Source organism: Sphingomonas sorbitolis (genome assembly GCF_036663875.1).
Classification (GTDB): Bacteria; Pseudomonadota; Alphaproteobacteria; order Sphingomonadales; family Sphingomonadaceae; genus Sphingomonas.
In genome coordinates this window covers 17,889-38,655 of sequence record NZ_JAXOJS010000011.1, presented here as the reverse complement: position 1 = coordinate 38,655, position 20,767 = coordinate 17,889, and the positions used below count along the sequence as shown (strand labels likewise).

17 protein-coding genes are annotated in these 20,767 nt (G+C 64.9%); 4 read left to right on the top strand and 13 right to left on the bottom strand.

Annotated elements, in window-relative coordinates:
* Window positions 1-142: 142 nt before the first annotated feature.
* Window positions 143-1,129, bottom strand: coding sequence for an amidohydrolase family protein (locus U1763_RS19990; protein WP_332756682.1), 987 nt, complete (start codon window positions 1,127-1,129; stop codon window positions 143-145).
* Between the two features lie 244 nt (window positions 1,130-1,373).
* The gene (locus U1763_RS19985; RefSeq protein ID WP_332756681.1) at window positions 1,374-1,691 is read right to left on the bottom strand and encodes a metalloregulator ArsR/SmtB family transcription factor; all 318 of its coding nucleotides are present in this window, start codon (window positions 1,689-1,691) and stop codon (window positions 1,374-1,376) included.
* Between the two features lie 161 nt (window positions 1,692-1,852).
* Here U1763_RS19985 and U1763_RS19980 point away from each other — a divergent pair, with 161 nt between their 5' ends.
* A complete protein-coding gene (locus tag U1763_RS19980) occupies window positions 1,853-2,707 on the top strand; it encodes an acyl-CoA desaturase (protein WP_332756680.1) in 855 nt (284 codons plus the stop codon).
* A gap of 259 nt (window positions 2,708-2,966) precedes the next feature.
* Window positions 2,967-3,317, top strand: a complete 351-nt coding sequence (locus U1763_RS19975; RefSeq protein WP_332756710.1) for an SDR family NAD(P)-dependent oxidoreductase — start codon at window positions 2,967-2,969, stop codon at window positions 3,315-3,317.
* Here the strand turns inward: U1763_RS19975 and U1763_RS19970 are convergent.
* The 9 genes from U1763_RS19970 to U1763_RS19930 form a co-directional block, all read right to left on the bottom strand.
* Complete coding sequence (locus U1763_RS19970; protein WP_332756679.1) at window positions 3,274-4,074, bottom strand: SDR family NAD(P)-dependent oxidoreductase; 801 nt, start codon at window positions 4,072-4,074, stop codon at window positions 3,274-3,276. The two genes, U1763_RS19975 and U1763_RS19970, sit on opposite strands and share 44 nt — an antisense overlap.
* A gap of 61 nt (window positions 4,075-4,135) precedes the next feature.
* Window positions 4,136-5,290, bottom strand: a complete 1,155-nt coding sequence (locus U1763_RS19965; RefSeq protein WP_443026950.1) for a lipid-transfer protein — start codon at window positions 5,288-5,290, stop codon at window positions 4,136-4,138.
* Between the two features lie 71 nt (window positions 5,291-5,361).
* Entirely contained in the window at window positions 5,362-7,056 is a 1,695-nt protein-coding gene (locus U1763_RS19960; protein ID WP_332756677.1) for an acyl-CoA dehydrogenase family protein, read from the bottom strand.
* Window positions 7,053-8,684 carry an AMP-binding protein gene (locus tag U1763_RS19955; RefSeq protein WP_332756676.1) on the bottom strand — a complete coding sequence of 544 codons (1,632 nt, stop codon included), beginning with the start codon at window positions 8,682-8,684 and terminating at the stop codon, window positions 7,053-7,055. Before U1763_RS19955 ends, U1763_RS19960 begins: the two co-directional genes overlap by 4 nt.
* Before the next feature lie 2 nt (window positions 8,685-8,686).
* On the bottom strand, window positions 8,687-9,679 hold the full coding sequence (locus U1763_RS19950; RefSeq protein ID WP_332756675.1) for an alpha/beta hydrolase: 993 nt from the start codon (window positions 9,677-9,679) through the stop codon (window positions 8,687-8,689).
* A gap of 203 nt (window positions 9,680-9,882) precedes the next feature.
* On the bottom strand, window positions 9,883-11,484 hold the full coding sequence (gene treF / locus U1763_RS19945) for an alpha,alpha-trehalase TreF (RefSeq protein WP_332756674.1): 1,602 nt from the start codon (window positions 11,482-11,484) through the stop codon (window positions 9,883-9,885).
* Window positions 11,481-13,118 (bottom strand): AMP-binding protein, encoded by a 1,638-nt coding sequence (locus U1763_RS19940; protein ID WP_332756673.1) that lies wholly within the window; start codon window positions 13,116-13,118, stop codon window positions 11,481-11,483. Before U1763_RS19940 ends, treF begins: the two co-directional genes overlap by 4 nt.
* Window positions 13,115-14,071, bottom strand: coding sequence for an alpha/beta hydrolase (locus U1763_RS19935; RefSeq protein ID WP_332756672.1), 957 nt, complete (start codon window positions 14,069-14,071; stop codon window positions 13,115-13,117). The genes U1763_RS19940 and U1763_RS19935 overlap by 4 nt, the downstream gene beginning before the upstream one ends.
* On the bottom strand, window positions 14,064-16,313 hold the full coding sequence (locus U1763_RS19930; protein ID WP_332756671.1) for a TonB-dependent receptor: 2,250 nt from the start codon (window positions 16,311-16,313) through the stop codon (window positions 14,064-14,066). Before U1763_RS19930 ends, U1763_RS19935 begins: the two co-directional genes overlap by 8 nt.
* Before the next feature lie 96 nt (window positions 16,314-16,409).
* Between U1763_RS19930 and U1763_RS19925 the strand changes: the two genes are divergently transcribed.
* Window positions 16,410-17,429 carry an alpha/beta hydrolase gene (locus U1763_RS19925; protein WP_332756670.1) on the top strand — a complete coding sequence of 340 codons (1,020 nt, stop codon included), beginning with the start codon at window positions 16,410-16,412 and terminating at the stop codon, window positions 17,427-17,429.
* On the opposite strand, the gene U1763_RS19920 is transcribed toward U1763_RS19925, so the two are convergent.
* Window positions 17,426-18,430 carry a LacI family DNA-binding transcriptional regulator gene (locus U1763_RS19920; protein ID WP_332756669.1) on the bottom strand — a complete coding sequence of 335 codons (1,005 nt, stop codon included), beginning with the start codon at window positions 18,428-18,430 and terminating at the stop codon, window positions 17,426-17,428. The genes U1763_RS19925 and U1763_RS19920 overlap by 4 nt on opposite strands.
* Window positions 18,427-19,395 (bottom strand): alpha/beta hydrolase, encoded by a 969-nt coding sequence (locus U1763_RS19915; RefSeq protein ID WP_332756668.1) that lies wholly within the window; start codon window positions 19,393-19,395, stop codon window positions 18,427-18,429. The genes U1763_RS19920 and U1763_RS19915 overlap by 4 nt, the downstream gene beginning before the upstream one ends.
* 14 nt (window positions 19,396-19,409) lie before the next feature.
* On the opposite strand from U1763_RS19915, the gene U1763_RS19910 reads away from it, so the two are divergent.
* Window positions 19,410-20,609, top strand: a complete 1,200-nt coding sequence (locus U1763_RS19910; RefSeq protein WP_332756667.1) for an MFS transporter — start codon at window positions 19,410-19,412, stop codon at window positions 20,607-20,609.
* Window positions 20,610-20,767 lie beyond the last annotated feature (158 nt).

The following is a 20,767-nucleotide window of genomic DNA, read 5'->3' as shown; positions in this document are numbered from 1 at the left end:
ACGACCCAGATGCGGACATTCGCGGCCAGTTTTGAAATCCCCAACTTCCGACATCCATTCATGTAGGCGACAGGGCTGCGTGAATGTCATGGAGCCCTGTCTTTCCGTCATTCTCTCCCCAAAACGTTTTAACAACGAGACGCTAAGCGCCGCTGCCAGTCAGGCGGTCCCAATTGCGATGCGCGAACCCTTCACGTGCGGCATCGTCGAGGGCGGAGCTCTCAAGGAAGTGCCGAGGTGCCCGGCCTTCCCGGTATTGATAGGGGAAGTCGGTCGAGAACAGCAGCCGCTCGGGCCCGACGATCTCGAGACAGCGCTGCAGATAGGTCTCGCTCCACATGCCGCTGCCGGTCACATACAGATTGTCGCGCGCATAGTCCGCGAGCGGACGCCGCAGGTCGAGCGCGCGATCAAAGACGGTCGAGATGCGCTCGAGATAGAATAGCACTACCTCCCCCCAGTGGCCGAGGATGATCTGCAGATCGGGCAGTTCGTCGAACACGCCAGCTGCCGCCATGCGGACCCATTGAAGGCCCGCCTCATAATGCCAGCCAAGGCCGAAGGCGGCGAGCGCGAGGTCGGCGCGCTCGTTGATCCCGGAATAATTGGCGTCGCGCACCGCAGGCAGCGGGGTCTGCGGATGGATGAAGAGCGGCACGCGCAGTTCCGCTGCTTTGGCTAGCATCGGGCGGAAGAAGGAATGGTCGAGGTGCCGGTCGCGCGTCCGACCGCACAGCAACGCGCCCTTCAGGCCAAGGTCACGTACAGCGCGCTCGAGTTCGCGCGGAGCAGCCTCGGGATCGGGCGTCGGAAGCGCCGCGAACCCCTGGAAGCGATCGGGATGACGGGCGCAGGTCTCGGCAATCCGGTCGTTTACCCTGTACGCCACTTCGACCGCGACGCCGGGAGCCAGATTATGGAGCCCAGGTGTAGTGAGTGAAAGGACCTGCACGTCGACGCCTTGCTCGTCCATCAGCGCGAGGCGGCCCTCGCCGAGATCGGCAAGGCGGGCTCCATTCTCGCCGCCATCTGCAAAGGCCGAAACCGGATCATGCGGCAACGGCGCGGCGCTCCATGCGTCGCGCACCTCCTGCGGTAGGATGTGTTCTTCGATTGCGATCAGGCGCATGGATTTGCTCTCCGGACGGTGACGAGACGGGAACTGGCCGGACACGAGTTAGGTCCACTCGCGTTTACGCCGTACCAGTTTCGAAGCGCGACCTGTAACGCGGCCAGCCGCCTTCGCGCCTCTCACAGCCGCGGGTTTGAGTGACCTAGATGTGGACGCTCAGAGGGCCTCTCCCCCTACCCAACTTGGGATGCTTGTTCATCGCGGGCCAGATGAGATTTGGCGCCCTAGCAGCATTATTCGATTACGGCTCACCATCGGTTTTCGTCGCTAGCGCGGCGCTCTCGCGCTTAAGGGGGCGCGACACCGGGCAGACCTCTTGGACAAAGCCGTTGAGTGTGTTGGCGAGGCTTTCAGGCACGAGCCGGTAGAAGACGAACTGACCGCGCTTTTCGCTGACGACCAACCCGGCAGCCTCAAGAACCGAAAGGTGCTGCGAGATCGACGGCTTCGACATTGAAAACCGGGAAGCGATATCTCCTGCGCTCAGCTCCGTGTGGGCTAAATAGGCGAGAATTTTGCGTCGGACGGACGACGACAAGGCTTCAAACACGCGCTGCATGATTGGCATTTAGGCAATAAGCTAAGCGTTGACAAACTCCATCCTTCATTTAGGTATTGTCCTAATTACCGAAGGGTGAACCTATGGCCTGCTTGTCGACCGCCCGCATGATCGCGTCCCCGCTTAGCGACGCTCTAGTGGGCAAAGTGCTATGGTCACCGATGCGCTCGCTCTGGATGCTCGGGATGACGATAACTGCTCTGATCCTGGCGCCCTTATATGTCACGCCAGGTGCGGTGCTGCTTTGGCTGCTGACTTCAGCCGTGACCCTCTGTCTTGGTCATTCGATCGGGCTCCATAGGCTGCTGATCCACAACAGCCTCGAAGCCTCGTCTTGGTTCGAGCGCCTGCTAGCCTATCTCGGCACGCTGGTCGGCATGGCAGGTCCACTCGGTATGATCAGGATGCACGACACGCGCGATTGGGCGCAGAGACAAGCCGAGTGCCACAACCTGCATGCGCACCGGGGCCCGTTGTTGCGGGATGCATGGTGGCAAATGCATTGTCGCCTCGAGCTTGCCCATCCGCCACAGTTCGAACTTGAGCCCCGACTGCGCGATGACAAGGTGCTGGGCTTCCTTGAGCGGACGTGGATGGCGCAGCAGGTCCCTTGGGCGCTGCTCTTCTGGTGGATAGGCGGATTGCCGTGGCTGATCTGGGGGGTGCCGGTGCGTGTGGCGGTCGGAGTCACCGGCCACTGGCTCGTCGGTCACATCACCCATCGGCGTGGTCCGCAAGGATGGTGCATCGACGACACGGCAGTCCAGGGCCATGACCTACCTGCAGCGGCGCTGATCACGTTCGGAGAAGCGTGGCACGGTAATCACCATGCATGGCCCGAGTCCGCCCGGCTTGGCATTGAGCCAGGCCAGCGCGACCCGGGTTGGTGGATGCTGCTGGCCTTGCGGCGAGCAGGACTGGTTTGGGGGCTGAAGGAGCCCGGCATGCTTGTTCCTCGTGAGGGGCTGCGCCGAGTAGCAGCGTCGGCATTCCCAGCAGAGCTGACATCAAGGTGATGGCAGAAGCCGGTTAAGCAGCCTGTCTCGCTGACCCACAAGTGGACGTTCACGCCGCACTTGGCGTCGCTTGAAACCGGACGCTTGTTCATGTTTCGATATTGCTCCGATTGGCTGGCTGCATACCGGCGCAGATAGGCGGTCAGGCAAAAAGAGCTTCAGCTCGGCGGTTGACCCGAAGGCCTCCGCTCCTGTCGCAAATCTCCTAAGTTTCGCCGCGCTCGCAGCAGCGGGCAGTGCATATCCCCTGATCCTCGACGTGACCGACTTCGCAGCGATCCCAGCCGCCGTGGCCAAAGCGGAGCGGCACGCCGGTGCGGTCGAAGTGTTGGTGAACAATGCCGGATACGGTCACGAAGGTGCGTTGGAGGAATCGTCTATGGACGATCTTCAGCGTCAATTTGCGGCCAACGTGTATGGGCCGGTCGCGATGATGAAGGCCGTGCTTCAGCGTGGCGTTCGCACGACAGGTAGGCACTACGCCGTCTGCATATTCTCGCGGGAATGGAAGCGCAGGCTGAATAGAACCGCAAGCGCAGCCACTCCACCGAATGCTGCCACTCGACTTACAGACTTAGCCCCCCGGACACGATCAACGTCTGCCCACTAATGTAATCGCTTTCCGGTATGCAGAACAGATACACGCTGTCCGCAGCTTCCCGTGCCGTTCCTGCGCGTCCCAACGGAATGCCGGCGATCAGCGCATCTCGAACGGATGAGGGAATTGCCGGTTGCGACGCCGGGTCCCCGTCCGGTTGCGTCAGGCGCGTGTCGATCAGCCCGAACGCGATGCAGTTCACGCAAACCTTGAAGCGGCCCCATTCTTTGCAAAGCGTCTTGGTCATACCGACCAGAGCCGCTTTGGCCGAAGAGTAGTTCACCTGTCCGGCATTCCCGTGCGTGCCCGCCATCGACGATATGTTGACGACTTTGCGGATGACCTCGCGACCCTCGGCAGCCTCCTGTTTGGCCATGGCCCGCAGAGGCTCCGCGGCAGCCCGCAGGATGCGGAAGGGGGCGGTCACGTGCACGTCGAGCATCGCCTGAAATTGCGCGTCCGTCTGCTTCTGGATGACGGCATCATGCGTGTAGCCGGCGTTGTTGACGATGATGTCGATGCCGGCGAACGTGGTCAGAGCGGCATGGACGAAGCGTTCGCCGAAATCCGGGGCGGTAACATCCCCCACGCAGGCGATCGCCTTTCCACCGGCATCCCGGATCTGGCCGACGACTTCATCGGCGTGCTGTTCATCGAGATCGTTGACGACGACGCTCGCGCCGTGTTCCGCGAGCTTCAGCGCCAGTTTGCGACCGATGCCGCGGCCGGACCCCGAGATTATCGCGACCTTGCCGTCCAGTCTGCGCATGTTCATGTTCCCCGTGCCTAGTGGCCCGCGTACCGGGCGGTCGCGACCTGATTGCCTCGCGTCAGCGGGCATTGCCGTAGAGAGTCACGACGCAGGCTCCGCCGAGGCCGATATTGTGCTGGAGACCGAACCGAATGCCATCTACCTGTCGCCCACCCGCGGTGCCGCGTAGCTGGTGGGTCAGTTCATAGCATTGGGCGAGGCCGGTCGCGCCTAGCGGATGGCCCTTCGACAGCAAGCCTCCCGAAGGATTGGTGACGTGCTTGCCGCCATAGGTGTTCGATCCGTCGCGGATATAGCGCTCGGCCGTGCCCTCGGGGGTCAGGCCCAGCGCCTCGTAGGTGATCAACTCGTTGGGCGTGAAACAGTCGTGCAACTCGATCGCCTGAATATCGTCAGGGCCGATCCCCGCGTCCTCATAAACCTGCCGCGCCGCCTCTCGGGTCATATCGTAGCCCACGACACTCATCATGCCGCGGTCCTCGAACGTGCCCGCGACATCGGTCGTGAGCGCCTGCGCGACGATCTCTACGGGGGCGTCGAGCCCGTGCTTGGCCGCGAAGCTGGCCGAGACCAGTATCGCGGCAGCCGCCCCGCAGGTCGGCGGACAGGCCTGGAAGCGCGTGATCGGACCGTAGAGGTGTTTGGAGGCCATCACCTCCTCGAGGCTGATCGCGTTACGGAACAATGCCATCGGATTGTTCGCGGCATGCCTGCGTGCCTTGACGCTGATAAGGCCGAACGCCTCGTCGCTTGTCCCATAGCGCGCCTGATGGTCGAGCCCCGCCCCGCCAAATTGCTGCGCCGCGAATGGCGAATGGTCGTCATGCGCCTGTAGCTCGCCTTGGCGGGTCAGCGCCATGTCCAGCGTCCGCTTTCGGTCGGTGAACACCATGCCGAGCGCACCCGGCAGCATTTGTTCGAACCCCACGGCGAGCACGCACTCGGCAACGCCCGCCTCGACCATTTGCCGTGCGAGGTACAGCGCCGTCGATCCCGTCGAGCAATTGTTGTTGACGTTGATGATCGGGATGCCGGTGACGCCTACCCGGTAGAGTGCCGACTGGCCAGCGGTGGAATCGCCGTAGACGTAGCCGGCAAAAGCCTGCTGCACCTGCGCGTACCCAACGCCGGCATCCGCGAGGGCAAGTCGTATCGCACGCTCCGCCATCACGTCCCAGTCCTCGCTCTGGCCCGGTTTGGTGAACGGGCTCATGCCGACGCCGGCGATACGGGTTCTGGTCACTTCAATCTCCTGCGCTGCGAAGGCTGCACGGTTCCGCGGCGCTATGCCGCAAGTGTCTCGGCATCGATCTCGTAGAGCGCCGCGGCGGGGGCCATGGCTGCCGCGGCGAGCCCGGCGGCCTCCGCCACGATCTGTTCAAGATAGAAACGCGCGCAGCTCTGCTTCATGCGCAGGAATGTCGGATCGCCACCTCCTGCCGCCGCGATCGTGCCGCTCCGTTCCATCAGCCAGCCGGCCACCGCCACCGACACCATCGTCAGAAACGGATAGCTCGCAGCCAGCCTGTCGTCAGGTGATGACGCAAGCAGGTGACGCGCGACCCTCTCGCAGGAGTCGATCAGACGAAGAAGTTCGCCATGGTCGGATTCCGCCCGCATGTCGGCTAGCACCGCGAACAGCGTCGCACCGTCGTCCATGCCGAGCTTGCGACCGACGAGATCGGCCGCCTGGATCCCGTTCGTACCTTCATAAATGGGCGTGATGCGCGCATCGCGGAAATGCTGCGCGGCACCGGTTTCTTCGATGAAACCCATGCCTCCGTGAACCTGAAGGCCAAGGCTGGCCACCTCGTTGCCCAGGTCCGTGGCATGCGCCTTGGCGAGCGGCGTCAACAGATCCACGCGCCTGCCAGCCATCGCGTCGCCTGCCTGGGCCCGGTCGAGCTGGCCAAAGGCGTAATAGACCAACGCGCGAGCGGCCTGCGTCTGCGCCTTCATGCGCAACAGCATCCGACGAACATCGGGGTGTTCGACGATTGCGGTCTGGGCCCCTGCACGAGCGCCTTGCATGCGCTCGCTGGCATACAGGATCGCGCGCTGCGTCGCCCGCTCCGCGACCTGCACGCCTTGGAGGCCGACGTTGAGCCGAGCATTGTTCATCATCGTGAACATCGCGCGAATACCGCCGCCTTCGTCGCCGATCAGTTCGCCGATGCAATCGTCGTTGTCGCCGAAGCTGAGCACGCAGGTGGGCGAGGCATGAAGACCCATCTTGTGCTCGATCGACACGGTGCGGATGTCGTTGGCAGCCCCCGGCCGCCCGTCGGACTCGAGCCGGTATTTGGGCACGAGGAACAGCGATAGCCCCCTGGTACCGGCAGGCGCGCCGGGTGTGCGCGCCAGGACCAGATGGACGATGTTCGACGCCATGTCGTGATCGCCGAACGAGATGAAGATCTTGGTGCCCTTGATCCGGAAGCGGCCGTCGCCGACCGGGTCGGCTTTGGTTCTCACCGCGCCCACATCGCTCCCGGCCTGCGGTTCGGTCAGGTTCATCGTCCCGGTCCAGGCGCCCGTGCAGAGGTGTGGGAGGTAGGCATTCTGCTGAGCGGCGCTGCCGTGATGGAGAAGCGCCTCGACCGCCCCTGCGGTGAGGATGGGCGCAAGCGCGAAGCCCATGTTCGCGGTCCCCAGCGTCTCGAGGACCGCGACAGAAAGACTGACGGGAAGCCCCTGCCCGCCGAATTCGACGGGTGAACCGATCGTTCCCCATCCACCGTCGACATAGGCCTGATAGGCGTCGGCAAAGCCCGCCGGCATCGTCACGCCCGCCGCCGTCCAGCGCGGCCCCTCGACGTCGCCGAGCCGGTCGAGCGGTGCCCATGTGCCGGCCGCGAAGTCCCCTGCCCCTTCGAGGACGGCGTCGGCCAGTTCTGCGGCATCGGCATCGATCCCGGACAGGCCGACGATATGGTCGAGAACGAAGCGTTGCTCAAATAGGGCAGGCTTGAAGGTCATGTCCGGGATTTCCGATCGTCGACGGTGGTGCGGCGGGGTTCGGCGTCCCGCAGGATCGCTTCCAGATCCAGCGTATCCGCGGTGACGCCGCGGGCGCGCAGGTCGGCCTTTTTCGCTTTCTCGGTGCTCGTCTTGGGCAACGCGGCGAGGAACTCGACGTAGCGCGGCTGCGCATAGCGCGGCATCCGGGCACGGGCGTGCGCGGCAAGCGCGACGAGATCGACGACGGCACCGGCGCGCGGCACGATGGCGCACATGATCTCGTCTTCCCCGCCCGGGATGTCGGACGGCACCGCGAAAGCCGCGACCTCGTCGACGCCGGGCAGCTCGGCGAGCGTCCGCTCGATATCGGTCGCGGAGATATTCTCGCCACGACGGCGGATACAATCCTTGAGGCGATCGACGAACACGACATAGCCGTCGGCATCCATCCTGCCGGCGTCACCCGTATGGAACCACAGGTTTCGCCAGGCGTCGACCGTCTTGTCCGGCAGGTTGAGATATCCCGCCATGAAGCCCTGCGGAACGCGCGGCCGGACCATGATCTCGCCGACGTCGCCCATACCGACCGGGATATCCGTATCGGGTTCCGCGATCTGGATCTCGAACCGCGCGTAGGGCCGCCCGCAGGTTCCCGGACGGGCCTCGCCGCGTTGCCCATACAGCGGAATGTTGGTCTCGGTCATGCCGTATCCGCCCAGCACCTCGGCGATCCCGAACCGTTCGCGCCAGACGCGGTCGTGATCGGGTTGGTTGGGCGCGGAGAGGATCAGCCGGAGCCGGTGGTCGCGGTCCGTATCGCTCGGCGGTTGCGCAATCACGAATGCACTGATGGCGCCCAGCGTATTGGTCAGCGTCGCGCCGGAGCTGCGCAGGTCGCCGAGCCAGGCGGCGGCGGAGAAACGCGCGCGCAGGGTCGCCGTGGCACCCGCGATCAGCACTGCGCCGATCTGCATCAGCAGGCCGTTGGCGTGGGAAAGCGGCAAGCAGACGTAATAATGGTCGTCGCCCGATACGCCCGTATTCTCGACCACACCCAGACCGAAGAGGAGGCAGTGCGCGTGCGGCATCATGACCCCTTTCGGCGCTCCGGTGGTGCCGGACGTGTACATGATGCTCGCGATATCGGCGGCGCTCGGCAACGGCGCGATCAATGGCGCCGTCGTTCGCCAGGTTTCGAACGGGAGCCCCGACGTCGGCGCGTCGGCTCCGACGACGAAGATCGTCCTTACACTCGACAGCGCGTCATCCAGCCCGTCGAGCCGCGGGAGGTACGCGGAATCGATGATGAGGATCGACGGCGCTGCGTCCGCCAGCGGGTGTGCCAGGAATGCGCCGGTCAGCTCGCCGTTCAGGATGACCGCCGTCGCCGACAATCGACCAACCCCGGCCCAGGCTCTCAAAAAGTCGAGCCCGCTCGGCAACATGATGGCGATCCGGTCTCCCGCCGAAACGCCCGCAGACGCCAAAAGCCCGGCGACCTGCGCTGCCTGGTCGCGCAGCTGTCGGTAGGTCAGGACCTCGCCGGTCGTCATCGCCACGAAAGGCGCTTCGCCGGGCGACTCGGCCTGTTCCTCGATGACCGCCGGAAAGGTCCACCGCCGCTGATCCGATACACCCGAGTACATGATCAGTTACCCGATGCCCCGAGACGCGCCTTGAGGAACCGCGCCATCACCGCATTGGCCTGCTGCGTTTCCGGGATGTCCATATAGGCCCAGAAGGCATGCGGCAGCCCGTCAAAGACGACGAGGCGGGCATCGACACCCTTTTCGAGCAGCGCCCGGGCAAAGATCGACGTTGGGCTCAGCAGGATGTCGCGCGTGCTGGTCACCAGCAGCGTAGGCGGAAAGCGCGATATGTCTCCGTGGATGGGCGAGAGGACCGGGTCGGTCAGCGAAGTCTTGCCGACATAACTGGCGACGCTTTCCGCCATCGTCTTGGCACCGCCGGGCAGCGGCATCCAGGATTCCGAGTCTCCGCTGGTGGCAAGATCCGCGCTGCCGGAGAAATACCCCATCGCGGCGGGCATCGGACGCTTCAGCTGCGTGAGACGCGCCACGAGCTGACCACTCAACGCCGCGCCTGCGGACGTCCCATAGACCGCGATCCGCGACGCCTTGCGATCCTTTTCGAGCGCCTGATAGACCGCGAGCGCATCGTCCAGCGCAGCCGGATACGGATGCTCCGGCGCAAGTCGATACAATACCGCGACCACGGGGATACCAGTCAGTGCCGCAATCGGGATCGTTTCGGTGAGCGACCCGGAATCGAGCTGGAATCCTCCGCCATGCAGGTTGAGCAGCACCGGCCCCTTGCCCAGCGCGGTCACGCCCTTGGGATAGATGATCCGGACGGGGACGCCGGCGATCGACGTCTCCTCCACGCGAACACCGTCGCGCTTCGTCATCTGGGCCCCCATCGTCGACTGGAGCGCGTCGATGAACTGCCGCTGCGCCGCGATCGGCGGCATCGGGTTCGGCGTCGGGGCCGCAGCCATGGCTGCCGCCATGGCGCGCCCTTCGGCGCTGAGCGTGTTGGGCAGCGGCCAGACCGCCATGTTACGCACCGGCGTCGACGCGGTCTGCGCTGCGGCGGGCACGACGTTAGCCATGATGGCCATCACCGCCGCCCCCCAGACTGCCCTGCGTCTTGAGGTGCCGCCCTGGGACGACATGCAGCGGTGAGACGATGCGCGGTATTGAAAAATGGTCATTCCTCATTCCCTTTTCTCGGCCCGGTCCATCGATGCGGGCGCCATCGGGTATCGAGCACAAAAAGCTGCTTCCGGCACACGAGCCGCCCGGCCCGCGGTCACGTCGCGCATCATCGCAGATGCCCTTCGAGCCCAAACCCCGCCGGGATGGCAGGCGGGTCAAGCCGCGCAGCATCCGCGCGATCGAAGCTCGACGATCCGACGCCCGCCAGGTCCATGAAGGCGGCAGTGACGCCGTTGGTCCAGCCGAAGCCATGCTGCGGTACATATTCACCGCCGCCCCCTGCGGTGCGGCGCTCGATGTCGTATTTCTCGTGCAACCAGGCGGTGCGGTCGAACTCCGTACCGACCATGCCCGACCAGCGCCCGGCGATCTCGCCTGCGAGCCTGGAATGTCCGTAGCGATCGAGTCCCGCAAACCCCATCCATTGCAGCGGCGCCCAGCCATTGGGCCAGTCCCATTGCTCGCCCGTCTCGATCGTCGTCGTGCGAAGCCCGCCCGGACCAAGCAAACGCGCCTCGACCATATGCGCGGTCGAGGCGCCCTGGGCCGGGCTTGCCAGCCCGACGAACAAGGGGGTCAGTGCGGCCGCGGTGACCTGATGCCGGCGATGGCCGCGCTCGTGATCGTAATCGACGAAGACGCCAAGCTCAGGCGACCAGAGATGGTCGACGATCGCGCGTCGACGCCGCCGTGCCAGATCCCTGAACCGAGCAGCGCGGGCATGCTCGAAAAGGTCGCGGGCGACCCGCGCGATGGTGCCTTCCAGACGGTACAGGAACGCGTTGAGATCGATCGGCACGATACATGTGGTGCGGATCGACTCGAGCCCGGCATTCTCGTCGAACCACCGAGACGAAAAGTCCCAGCCGCTCTCCGCGGCCGCGCGGATGTCGCGGTAGACGCCTGCGGGATCGCGACCGGGCGCGGCGGACGCCGTCGAGACGTCTTCGCGAAAGGATTCGTCGCGCGGCGTGTCGCGCTCGTCCCAATGCCGGTTGAGAATGGCGCCATCGCGCATCGCGACCACGCGCGCCCGCGACAGGCCCGGCGGCAGGCCGTTCGCACCCGCCATCCAGAAACTGTGTTCGATCTCCATCGCCGCGAGCCGACGGCGCATGACCATAGGATCGGGATGCGGCAGCAGCTCGACCATCGCGGCATAGAAGGGTGGCTGCGAGCGCCCGATATAATAGCTGCGCGAACCGTTCGGAACATGGCCGTAACGCTTGATCAGGTCGGTGAAACCGTCGAGCATCTGCTCGGCCAGTTCGCGGTGCCCGTCGCGCACCAGCCCCAGCATGCTGAAGAAACTGTCCCAATAATACAGCTCGCGGAATCGTCCGCCGGGCACGAGATAGCGGTGGCGTAGCGGCAGCGCCGATCCGGCCAACATCGCGTCGTCGGGTCCGCGTGCGAGTTCGCTCCACAACGTATGGATATGATGGCGCAGCGGTCGGCCAACCCGCGCGTCGGGCACCTCGGCAGCAGCCGGCAGATCGAACCAGGTCCGGACGAAGTCGGCAACCGTCGCATCGTGGCGCGGCACATCGCGGAACGCCGCGACGATGTCGGCGGCGGGCAATCGCGGCATCGCGTCGACAAAAGTCTTTCCGTCGCCGAATAGCGCCCGCATCTGTACCTCGGCGAGCAGGTCGCCGTAGAGGTCCGCCGGGCTCGAACGGGGCATCGCCGCTGCCGTAAATGTCATCTCGCCGCAGCCATCTCGGCGTCGCGCATCGCGAACTTCTGGATTTTGCCGGTCACCGTCATCGGAAACGCATCGACCTGGCGGATCAGCGACGGCACCTTGTGATGGGCGATCTGGCTGCGGCACCAGTCACGCAGGGCGTTGCCCTCGATGACGTCGCGTACGCGTACCCACGCGCACACCCGCTCCCCCAGCCGATCGTCGGGAATGCCGAAGACCGCCGCGTCGATCACGTCGGGGTGATTCTGTAGAAAGGCCTCGATCTCCGCCGGATAGATGTTTTCCCCGCCCCGGATGATCATGTCCTTGATCCGGCCGACGATGCGGATGCACCCGGTATCGTCCATCGTCGCGAGGTCGCCCGAATGCATCCAGCCGTCGCGGATCGCCGCGGCGGTCGCGTCCGGCTGGTTCCAATAGCCGATCATCACACCCGGCCCTCGCGCGCAATATTCACCGACCACGCCGCGCGGCACCACCGCACCCTCTTCGTCGATCACGCGGCCTTCGACATGCGGCAGCATCTGTCCAACGGTCTCCGTGCGGGTCTCGATATCGGCACCGGGTCTGGTCTGTGTGCTGAGCGGGCTCGTCTCGGTCATGCCGTAGCCGATCGTGATGTCGCGCAGGTGCATCTCGGCGATCATCCGCCGCATCATCGGCGCCGGGCACAAGGCGCCGGCGGCAACACCGGTCCGCAGCGACGACAGATCGAAGCGCGTGAACTCCGGATGTTCGAGCAACGCGAGAAACATCGTCGGCACGCCGTGGACACCGGTGCAGCGCTCGCGCTCGATCGCCGCGAGCACGGTGCCCGCATCGAACGCCGGACCTGGAAACACCATGGTCGCACGCGAGACGAGGCAGACGAGCACACCCAGCACCATGCCGAAACAATGATAGAGCGGGACCGGAATGCACAGCCGGTCGGTGCTGGTCAGCCCCATGCCCGCCGCAGTCGCCGTGGCATTATGCAGGAGATTGCGATGGCTGAGCGTTGCCCCTTTGGGCGCACCGGTCGTGCCGCTGGTAAACTGGATATTGATGGCCGCGTCGGCATCGCTCGGTTGCGGCGGCAATCCAATGCCGTTCCCCCGTATGACGAGATCGTCGAACCCGATCCGCGCGCTCGCGGTCGTGCCGCCGATCTCGATGACGAAGCGCAGATCCGGCAGCGCCGCGTCGAACAGCGGTGGAGGCCCCTCACCCGCGACAGCCGGCATCAACTCGGCGAGCATGGCGACATAGTCGGACGACTTGAACCGTGACGCCGTCACGATCGCGCGCGTACCCGATAGCCTCAGCGCATGCGCGAGGTCGTGCGTACGACACGCAGGGTTGATCGACACCAGCACGAGCCCGGTTCGTGCGGTCGCCAGCTGCGTCAGCACCCATTCGACGCAATTGGGCGCGCATATCCCGACCCGGTCACCGGGTTGCAACCCGAGCGACAGGAACCCGCGTGCGATCTGCTCGACCCGCGTCCGGAGCGTGCCCCATGTCCAGCGGACGCCCGGCATCACCAGCGCGTCGCCATCGGGCGTCCCGTCCGCGGCGGCATCCAGCCACATGCCGATCGTCCCATCGGGGACCGCCGGGATGGCAGGACCGATTGCGTACGACAGATCCGTCATGCGCCGACGTGCCGCTTCAGGAACCCGGCCTGTGCCGCCAGCGCGTCGTCGGTTTCAGGCGCGTCGAGATAGGACCAGAAGGCGTGCGGCAAACCTTCATAGACCTGGAGTTCGGCCGCCACCCCCGCCTTCAGCATCGCCAGGTGCAGGATCACCGTCTGGCTCAGCAACTGGTCGCGTGTACTCGTCATCAGCAACGTCGGCGGCAGGCCGCGAAGATCGCCAAACACGGGCGATACCGCAGGATCGCGCGGATCAGCCGTGCCGAGATAGTCCGCCAGCACTTGCGGCGCGGTCTTGCCTGGCAGCAGCGCCGGCAGATAGCCCTCGCTGTCACCAGGACGCAGCAGGTCGCCGCTACCCGAGAAAAGCCCCGCCGCGGCCGGCATCGGCAGCCCGTCGGCCGCGATACGCGCGAGCAACTGCAGCGTCAGGATCGCCCCTGCCGACGTTCCGAAGATCGCGATCCGCGACGCCGCGCGCGTCGACAGTGCGCCGCGATACACGGCGAGCGCATCATCGACCGCCGCCGGATAGGCATGTTCGGGCGCCAGCCGATACAGCAATGCGGCGACCGGGAGCCCGGTCAGTCCCGCGATCGGGATGGTCTCGGCCAGCGATCCCGAATCCACGGTAAAGCCGCCACCGTGAAAATTGATCAGGAGCCGCCCGTCTGGCGTCGCGGTCGTGCCCACCGCCTCGACCCATTCGACCGGCACGCCGCCAAGTGCGCGCCGCTCGCTGACGACGTCGTAGCGCGCCTTGCGGGCAGCGATGATCGGCGCACCAACGACCTCGGCGAGCCCGCGCATCTCTGCGACGGACATCGCGGGCATCGGCTGTGCCGCCGCCGCCAGCATCGGCGATATCTGTGCGCGCGCCTGTTCGCTCACGGTTACGGCGAGCGGCGGTTGTGGACGGGTGTCGACCGCTATCGTCACGCTATCAGCCACCGAAACGATAGCGCAGCTGGAGACCATAGGTTCGCGGCTCGCTATAGGTATAGGTGACCGTACCGCCACCGATGTTATACTGGTCCTGCAAACCGGTCGCGAAGTCCTTGTCGGTTGCGTTTGCCATGAACGCCGTCAGGTCGAGAGGCTGGCCGCCGATGTCGCGCACTCCGGCGCGGAGCGCGAGCGTTCCGTAGCCCGGCAAGAATGGCACTTGGGCGAGATTGTTCTGCGCGGTCGAGAAGCGGCTTTGATACGCGTACGTTGCCGACAGCGCGAGCGTACCCACGCCGTCGACAGGCGCCTCGTACGCGGCGCCCACCGTCGCCTTGTGCTTGGGAGTGTAGGGGAACGCCGATCCCTGCAGCAACGCCCCCGCGCTCGCACTTTCGACCCGCGTGTATTTGGACTCGGTGTAGGAATAGCTGCCGGTCAGCGTGAACCCCGTGAACGGCACGATAGCCGTCGTAACCTCGACGCCCTGGATCCGCCCCTTCGCCGCGCTGCGCGTCACGTTCAGGAACGCACCACCGACCGGTTCGATCGTCGTGCGCTGGATGTTGGTGTAGTTGCCGCGATAGGCGGCAACGTTGAAGCGCGTGGGCACCCCGCCGAACACGGTCTGGCTTTTCAGGCCGATTTCCACATCCTGCAGGCGTTCGGGCGGGAAACTGCGGAACACCGACCCCTCGGGTACGGGCCCGTTGACCCCGCCGGCCTTGTACGCGTCGCGGCTGGTCGCATAGACATGCACGCCCTCGCCAAACGCATAATCGGCGCTCACATTGTAACTCAGATACTTGAATTTGGCGGCACCGCCGGTGACCGGCAGCGTCAGGATCTGGGTCTCGCTTTCGGTCTCGTCCCAGGTATGGCGCAGACCGCCGGTCAGACTGAGCCCGTCGAGCAGCCCGGCCTTGCCGAGATCGATCGTTGCCTGCCCAAACGCCGCATAGCTGCGGCTGCGATTGTCGAAGCGCGCCGGTATCTGGCCGACGACGAAGCTCAGCGGATATTGTGTGAACAATCCGCCCTGGCTGCGGCGAAGGCCGCCGCGGTCGTAATAGCCGCCGGCGGTGAAATTGACGGCATCGTTCAGCACACGGCCCTGCAACTGCAGCTCCTCGGTGAAGAACGTCGGCGCCTGGGTCGGGTTGCCCGTACGACTGGTTTGACCACCGATGGGGAACGGCGTCGCATCATAGTCATAGCCATAACGATAGGTCATCTCGGAATAGCTGACGACGTTCTTCAGCGTCAGGTGATCCGACAGTTCCAGCGTGGCGTGGTTGATGACCTGCCAGTAATCGGTCTTCGAGAACTGATCGAGGTCATAGGCGACGCGACGGATACCCAACGCGTCCTGCGTTGCCACGGCAGTCGCAAGGCCTGGGAAAATCGAAGTTGCGGGAAGCACGCCCGCGCCCAGCGCCGGATTGAACTGCTCGAGGATCGTGCCTGGACCGTTGGTATCGGAGTGATAGTAACGGCCGACCGTGTACAACTCCAGACCGGCCACGGGACGCAGGATCAGGCTGGCACGGACACTCTGGTAATCGAGATTGTCGTAATCCTTCCCCGCGAACGTCGGACCGACGTCCTTGGTATAGCCGTCGCGGCGACCCACTTCGCCAGCGACGCGCAGCAGGACCTTGTCGTCGACGATCGGCAGGTTGACCGCGAACTCGGTACGGACGTCGCGCAGATTGCCGTATTCGAGCTGCACATAGCCTTCGCGCCGGGTGGTAGGACGCTGCGGCTCGAACAGGATGTTGCCGCCGGTCGCGTTCTTGCCGAACAGAGTGCCCTGCGGACCGGCAAGCACCTGGACGTTGGCGAGATCGAAATACGTTCCTGTCCGACCGTCGATCGACACCGGCGCCGCGACTTCGGCGAAATAGCTGACGACGCCCGGCGTCGACCCGAACGCCGGCCCCTGCCCCCGCAACGCGAAGAACGCGAACTCCTTGGGGTAGCCACCCGTGATCGAAATCAGCGAAGGCGTGAAATTGGCGAGATCCGTCCGGTCCTGGATCCGGCTCTGCGCCAGCGTCTCTGGCGTGAAGGCCGTCACCGACAGCGGCACGTCCTGAAGATTTTCCGCCCGGCGCCGCGCGGTGACGACGATATCGGCGAGGCCAGCCGCGGCCGGCTCCTCAGCGACTGCGGCCTGCGCCTCACCCCCCTGCACCTGCGCCTGAACTTGCGCATGGGCGCTTGCACCGATGCAGGCCACTGCCATGGCCAGCGCTGAACAACATGTATGTCGATATAGCGTCACGATCATCCTCCCAGCCACTTACGGGCCATCACCCTCATCTGCCGTGAAATGGTATCGATGTCAATTGTGGTTTCACTCTCCATTTCTGGGATTGTTAAGCTCAATGATAATCGATACCATACATATGTGATTGACGAACCAAACAACCCGTTTGACCTGGCCGACTGGGTCAGCACCGCAGCACGTGAACGTTTCGCCACCAGCGTCCAAGGCGCCGCGACGCCGATCGGCACCCTGATCGACACCCGCGACCACTACGACGCCATCAACAGGCGGCGGCTCGACGTCGCGCTGCGCAGGTTCGACGTCCGGATCGAGCAGACAGTTCTGGGCGGTGTTCCCGTCGCGATGGTTACGCCCACAGATGGCGTCATCGACGACGGTGCGTTGCTCAGCCTGCACGGCGGGGCATTCATGTGGGGCGCGGGAGCCGGCGCATTGATCGAGGCGGTCCCGCTCGCGGCCATCGCGCGGCGCCTCGTCATCGCCGTCGATTACCGGCTCGCGCCGGAATACCTCTATCCCGCGGCGGTCGACGACGTACTGCGATGTTATCATGCGTTGACCGAAACCCGGGCACCGGCCTCGATCGGCATCTATGGCTGTTCGGCAGGCGGCGTCCTGGCGGCGCAGGCCGTGGCACGGCTTATCGAGGAACGCCTGCCGCTACCCGGGGCGATCGCCATGCTGCATGCGACGGGCCTGGAATTGGGGGGCGACTCGCTTGCGCTCGCACCGGTGCTGAACAGCGTCGCGGAGGCAGACGTCGTTAGCCGCTTGATGCCCCTTCCCTTCCTGGCCGAAGCGGACGAGCACGATCCCCGCGTCTTTCCGGGCAACCATGCGGCGGTTTTAACAGAATTTCCCCCGGCATTGCTGATCACCGGGACGCGCGACTTCGCCGCGAGTTCGCTGACGGTGATGCACCGTCGACTCCTCGCCGCGGGTGCCAGCGCCGATCTCGTCGTGTTCGACGGGATGTGGCACGCGCATCATGTCGATACCGACCTGCCCGAGGCGCACGAGACGTTCGACATCATGGCACGCTTCTTCGCGAACCATCTGAAGACCGTCTAGCCGGCGGTCGATTCGCGAATGATCAATTCGACCGGCAGCAAGGTTTCCGCCATTTCGCCGCTTTCGCCGAGTTGGGCGAGCAGTGCTTGGGCCAGCGCGCGGCCGGCAGCATGCCAATCCTGACGGATCGAGCTGATCGGCGGACGATGGTTCGCGGCGACCGCGACGTCGTCGAAGCCGATGACCGCGACATCGCCGGGTATTGCCATACCCCGGCCGATCAACGTGTCGCACGCGCCCGCGGCGATATAATCGCTAACCGCGATAACGGCGTCGAAGACTGTCCCCGAGGCTAATGCATCCTCGACCGCCCGCGCCCCACCGGGACGCGAGAATTCGCATTTGGCAACCGCGATCAGCATCGACTCGCTCGCCGCCAACCGGTCGCGCACACCGTCTAGGCGCCGGGCGACCTCGGGATGCGCAGGGTCGCCGACGAACAGGATTCGGCGCCGCCCCGTTGCGATCATGTGCTCGGCCGCGAGATAGCCACCAAGCCGATTGTCGCTGCCGATCACGTTCGCACTGCCCGCTTCGCCTGCGCCCCAGATGACGATCGGCAACCCCGAAGCGGCGATCTCGCCGACGCGACTGCCATCCTGACCTTGGCCGATCATGATGATCCCGTCCGCGGAGATCCCGAGCGAACCGAGAAAATGGTCGCGTGTCGTCACCAGCATCGCGTGATCGGCGGGTGTCAGGACCTCGAGCAGTCCGCCGAGCAGCAGCAGCAGGACCGGGTCCGCGATGGGGCGAGCGCCATCCACCAGCTTTTCCACGACCACCGCAACCGTGCGGCTGCGACGCGTGCGCAGACTGCGGGCGGCGACGTTCAGGCGATACCCGGCCGCCCGCGCCACCTCGGCGATGCGTTCACGCACTTCGGGCCTGACAAGCTCACTCCCATTCAGCGCGCGCGAGACGGTGATCTTGGAGACGCCGGCAAGTTCGGCGATTGCCGCCATGGTCGGGCGGACGGGTCCACCGGCGTTTTTGTTCATCGTCTTTGCGCATATCGCCGTATCAGCGACCCCAGCAAGCGATAAGCATCGGCGACCACCGGTATTTCGGCTGGCAGGAACAGGAAACCGTGCGGCAGGCCTGGCAGACGCTGGATCAGTGTCTCCACGCCAGCGGTAGCGAGGGCAAGCGCATACGCCTCGCCGTCATCGCGGAGCGGGTCGCATTCGGCGGTGAGCACGATGGCGGGCGCCAGATCGGCATGGGACGTCGCCAGCAACGGCGACGCTTCGGGATCGGCGGGATCGCCATCGGCGCCGAGATACATCGCTCGCATCTGGACCATCTGATCCCTGGTGATGCCGGGCCCCTCGATTGCGGCAATCGATGGCGCGATTAAACGGAAGTCCGTCAGCGGATGAACCAGAATCTGGAATAGCGGTTGCGGTTCCCCACGCGCGCGGCGCCGCAAGGTAACCGCAGCGGCAAGATTGGCGCCCGCGCTCTCACCGCCGATCGCTACGCGCGCGGGATCGATGCCCAACGTCTCGGCATTGGCGACACCCCAGCGATAGGCATCGTCGCAATTGTCAAGGCCTGCGGGAAACGGGTGCTCGGGCGCGAGGCAATATCCGACCGCCAGCACTGCACATCCCGCCTCGTGCGCAATATGCGCGCACATCGCGTCATGGGTGTCGAGATCGCCAAATATCCATCCACCCCCGTGAATGAACAGCAGCAGCGCGCTACTCGGGCCATCCGCCGGACGATAAAGCCGACCGGGACACGCGCCCAAGTCGATGCTTTGCGTCTCGACCGCGTCGGGCCGCGAGAACGCGTCGCCGACGGCGCGCATCTGCGCGCGCATGGCCGGCAGGGCGGCTGCCAGGTCCAGCGGAGGCGCTTGTGTCGCAGCCCCCTGTACCAATGCCGAAAGATCCGTGTGCAAAGCCATATCATCTCCCTGATTATCAGTTATGGTATCGATGTCATCGACGCTGCGCAACGAGGGTATCTGCTATGCACGACGTTCCGATTGAAGCGGCCAGCAAATCGGATGGAGGGGCCGGTTCGGCACGGGTCGCACATCTGGGGCGGCGCGTATCCGCCTTGTATGGTGGCTTGTACCTTCACTACGGCTTCTATGCGTTTCTGCCCGTCTGGCTCAACGCGACCGGATCGACGTCGACCGAAATCGGCGTTCTCATGGCCATTCCACTGATCCTGCGTCTCGCCACCGTGGCGCCTTTTGCGGCCTGGTGCGGCCGGCGAGGTCGTGTTCGCGACGGCATCGCGGTTACTGCGATCGTCGCAGCGATCCTCGTCACGACGCTGCTCATCGCGCCGGGGCATATTGGGCGGGTCGTTTCGGTCGTGGCATTTGCGATCGTGTGGGATCAGATCCCCGTGCTCGTCGATGCCTATGCCGTGATGGCCGTCCGCAGCCACGCGCTGGATTTCGGGCGGATGCGCGTATGGGGATCGATCGCGGTGGTCGCCTCGAATGCAGCCGCCGGATGGGCTCTGGGCGTTGCCGGCATCAGAATCCTACCCGTCCTGATCGCCGTCCTGCTTCTCATACCCGTTTTGATCGTCCCGATCCTACCACGTGACCGGCTGCTGATGCGCGAATTGCCGGGCCGCAACAGCGGTTGGCGTGAACTGTTCGCCGATCGACAACTCATGGCGTCCCTCGTCGCTGCCTCGATGGTCATGGGCAGTCACGGGCTGATCAACAGCTTTGGTGCGATCCAGTGGACTGCCAGCGGAATACCGCCTCGCACGATCGGCCTGCTCAATGCGCTCGCGGTCGCGTCCGAAATCATCGCCTTCGTGTTTGGCGCGAGAGTTCTTTCCGGCCGCGATCCCCGTATGATGATCGCGGTGGCCAGCTTCGCTGCGGCCCTTCGCTGGGCGATCATGGCAACGGGGCCGGGAATAATAGCATTGTGCGGCGCGCAACTCCTGCAAGGCCTTTCGGCGACGGGGGCGATTTTGGCGCCGATGCTGATCATTGCCGCGCGTGTTCCAAACCGCCTGTCATCCAGCGCTCAGGGCCTCAACGCCGTGCTGCTTGGTGCATTACTGGCGCTGGTGACCGCCTTGTCCGGCATGATCTGGCAGCTCGGGGAGCTCGTCGCCTATGGTGCGATGCTGACCTTGGCGTTGATGGCCATGCCTCTCCTAGCCGTGACCAACGCGCTTGCCACCGCCAAGTAACCCGATGGAACCGTCACGCTCGATCAAACGCCGGCCGTTGCGGTTCGAACGGCTGTCCGAGCCATTCATCGAAGTGGAACACTGGCTTTGATACCAGCCCGGCTCCAAATCCCCATTCAATGTCGATGTCGCGACGCTAAGCGAGGTGATCGGCATGA

What these genes read in the sequence shown, in the direction of transcription:
- treF (WP_332756674.1), bottom strand. Translation starts at nt 11,484, where the DNA reads ATGACATTTACGGCAGCGGCGATGCCCCGTTCGAGCCCGGCGGACCTC.
- U1763_RS19930 (WP_332756671.1), bottom strand. Translation starts at nt 16,313, where the DNA reads ATGGCAGTGGCCTGCATCGGTGCAAGCGCCCATGCGCAAGTTCAGGCG.
- U1763_RS19960 (WP_332756677.1), bottom strand. Translation starts at nt 7,056, where the DNA reads ATGACCTTCAAGCCTGCCCTATTTGAGCAACGCTTCGTTCTCGACCAT.
- U1763_RS19955 (WP_332756676.1), bottom strand. Translation starts at nt 8,684, where the DNA reads ATGTACTCGGGTGTATCGGATCAGCGGCGGTGGACCTTTCCGGCGGTC.
- U1763_RS19980 (WP_332756680.1), top strand. Translation starts at nt 1,853, where the DNA reads ATGCGCTCGCTCTGGATGCTCGGGATGACGATAACTGCTCTGATCCTG.
- U1763_RS19985 (WP_332756681.1), bottom strand. Translation starts at nt 1,691, where the DNA reads ATGCAGCGCGTGTTTGAAGCCTTGTCGTCGTCCGTCCGACGCAAAATT.
- U1763_RS19990 (WP_332756682.1), bottom strand. Translation starts at nt 1,129, where the DNA reads ATGCGCCTGATCGCAATCGAAGAACACATCCTACCGCAGGAGGTGCGC.
- U1763_RS19940 (WP_332756673.1), bottom strand. Translation starts at nt 13,118, where the DNA reads ATGACGGATCTGTCGTACGCAATCGGTCCTGCCATCCCGGCGGTCCCC.
- U1763_RS19910 (WP_332756667.1), top strand. Translation starts at nt 19,410, where the DNA reads ATGCACGACGTTCCGATTGAAGCGGCCAGCAAATCGGATGGAGGGGCC.
- U1763_RS19920 (WP_332756669.1), bottom strand. Translation starts at nt 18,430, where the DNA reads ATGAACAAAAACGCCGGTGGACCCGTCCGCCCGACCATGGCGGCAATC.
- U1763_RS19950 (WP_332756675.1), bottom strand. Translation starts at nt 9,679, where the DNA reads ATGGCCATCATGGCTAACGTCGTGCCCGCCGCAGCGCAGACCGCGTCG.
- U1763_RS19970 (WP_332756679.1), bottom strand. Translation starts at nt 4,074, where the DNA reads ATGCGCAGACTGGACGGCAAGGTCGCGATAATCTCGGGGTCCGGCCGC.
- U1763_RS19925 (WP_332756670.1), top strand. Translation starts at nt 16,410, where the DNA reads ATGTCAATTGTGGTTTCACTCTCCATTTCTGGGATTGTTAAGCTCAAT.
- U1763_RS19965 (WP_443026950.1), bottom strand. Translation starts at nt 5,290, where the DNA reads ATGAGCCCGTTCACCAAACCGGGCCAGAGCGAGGACTGGGACGTGATG.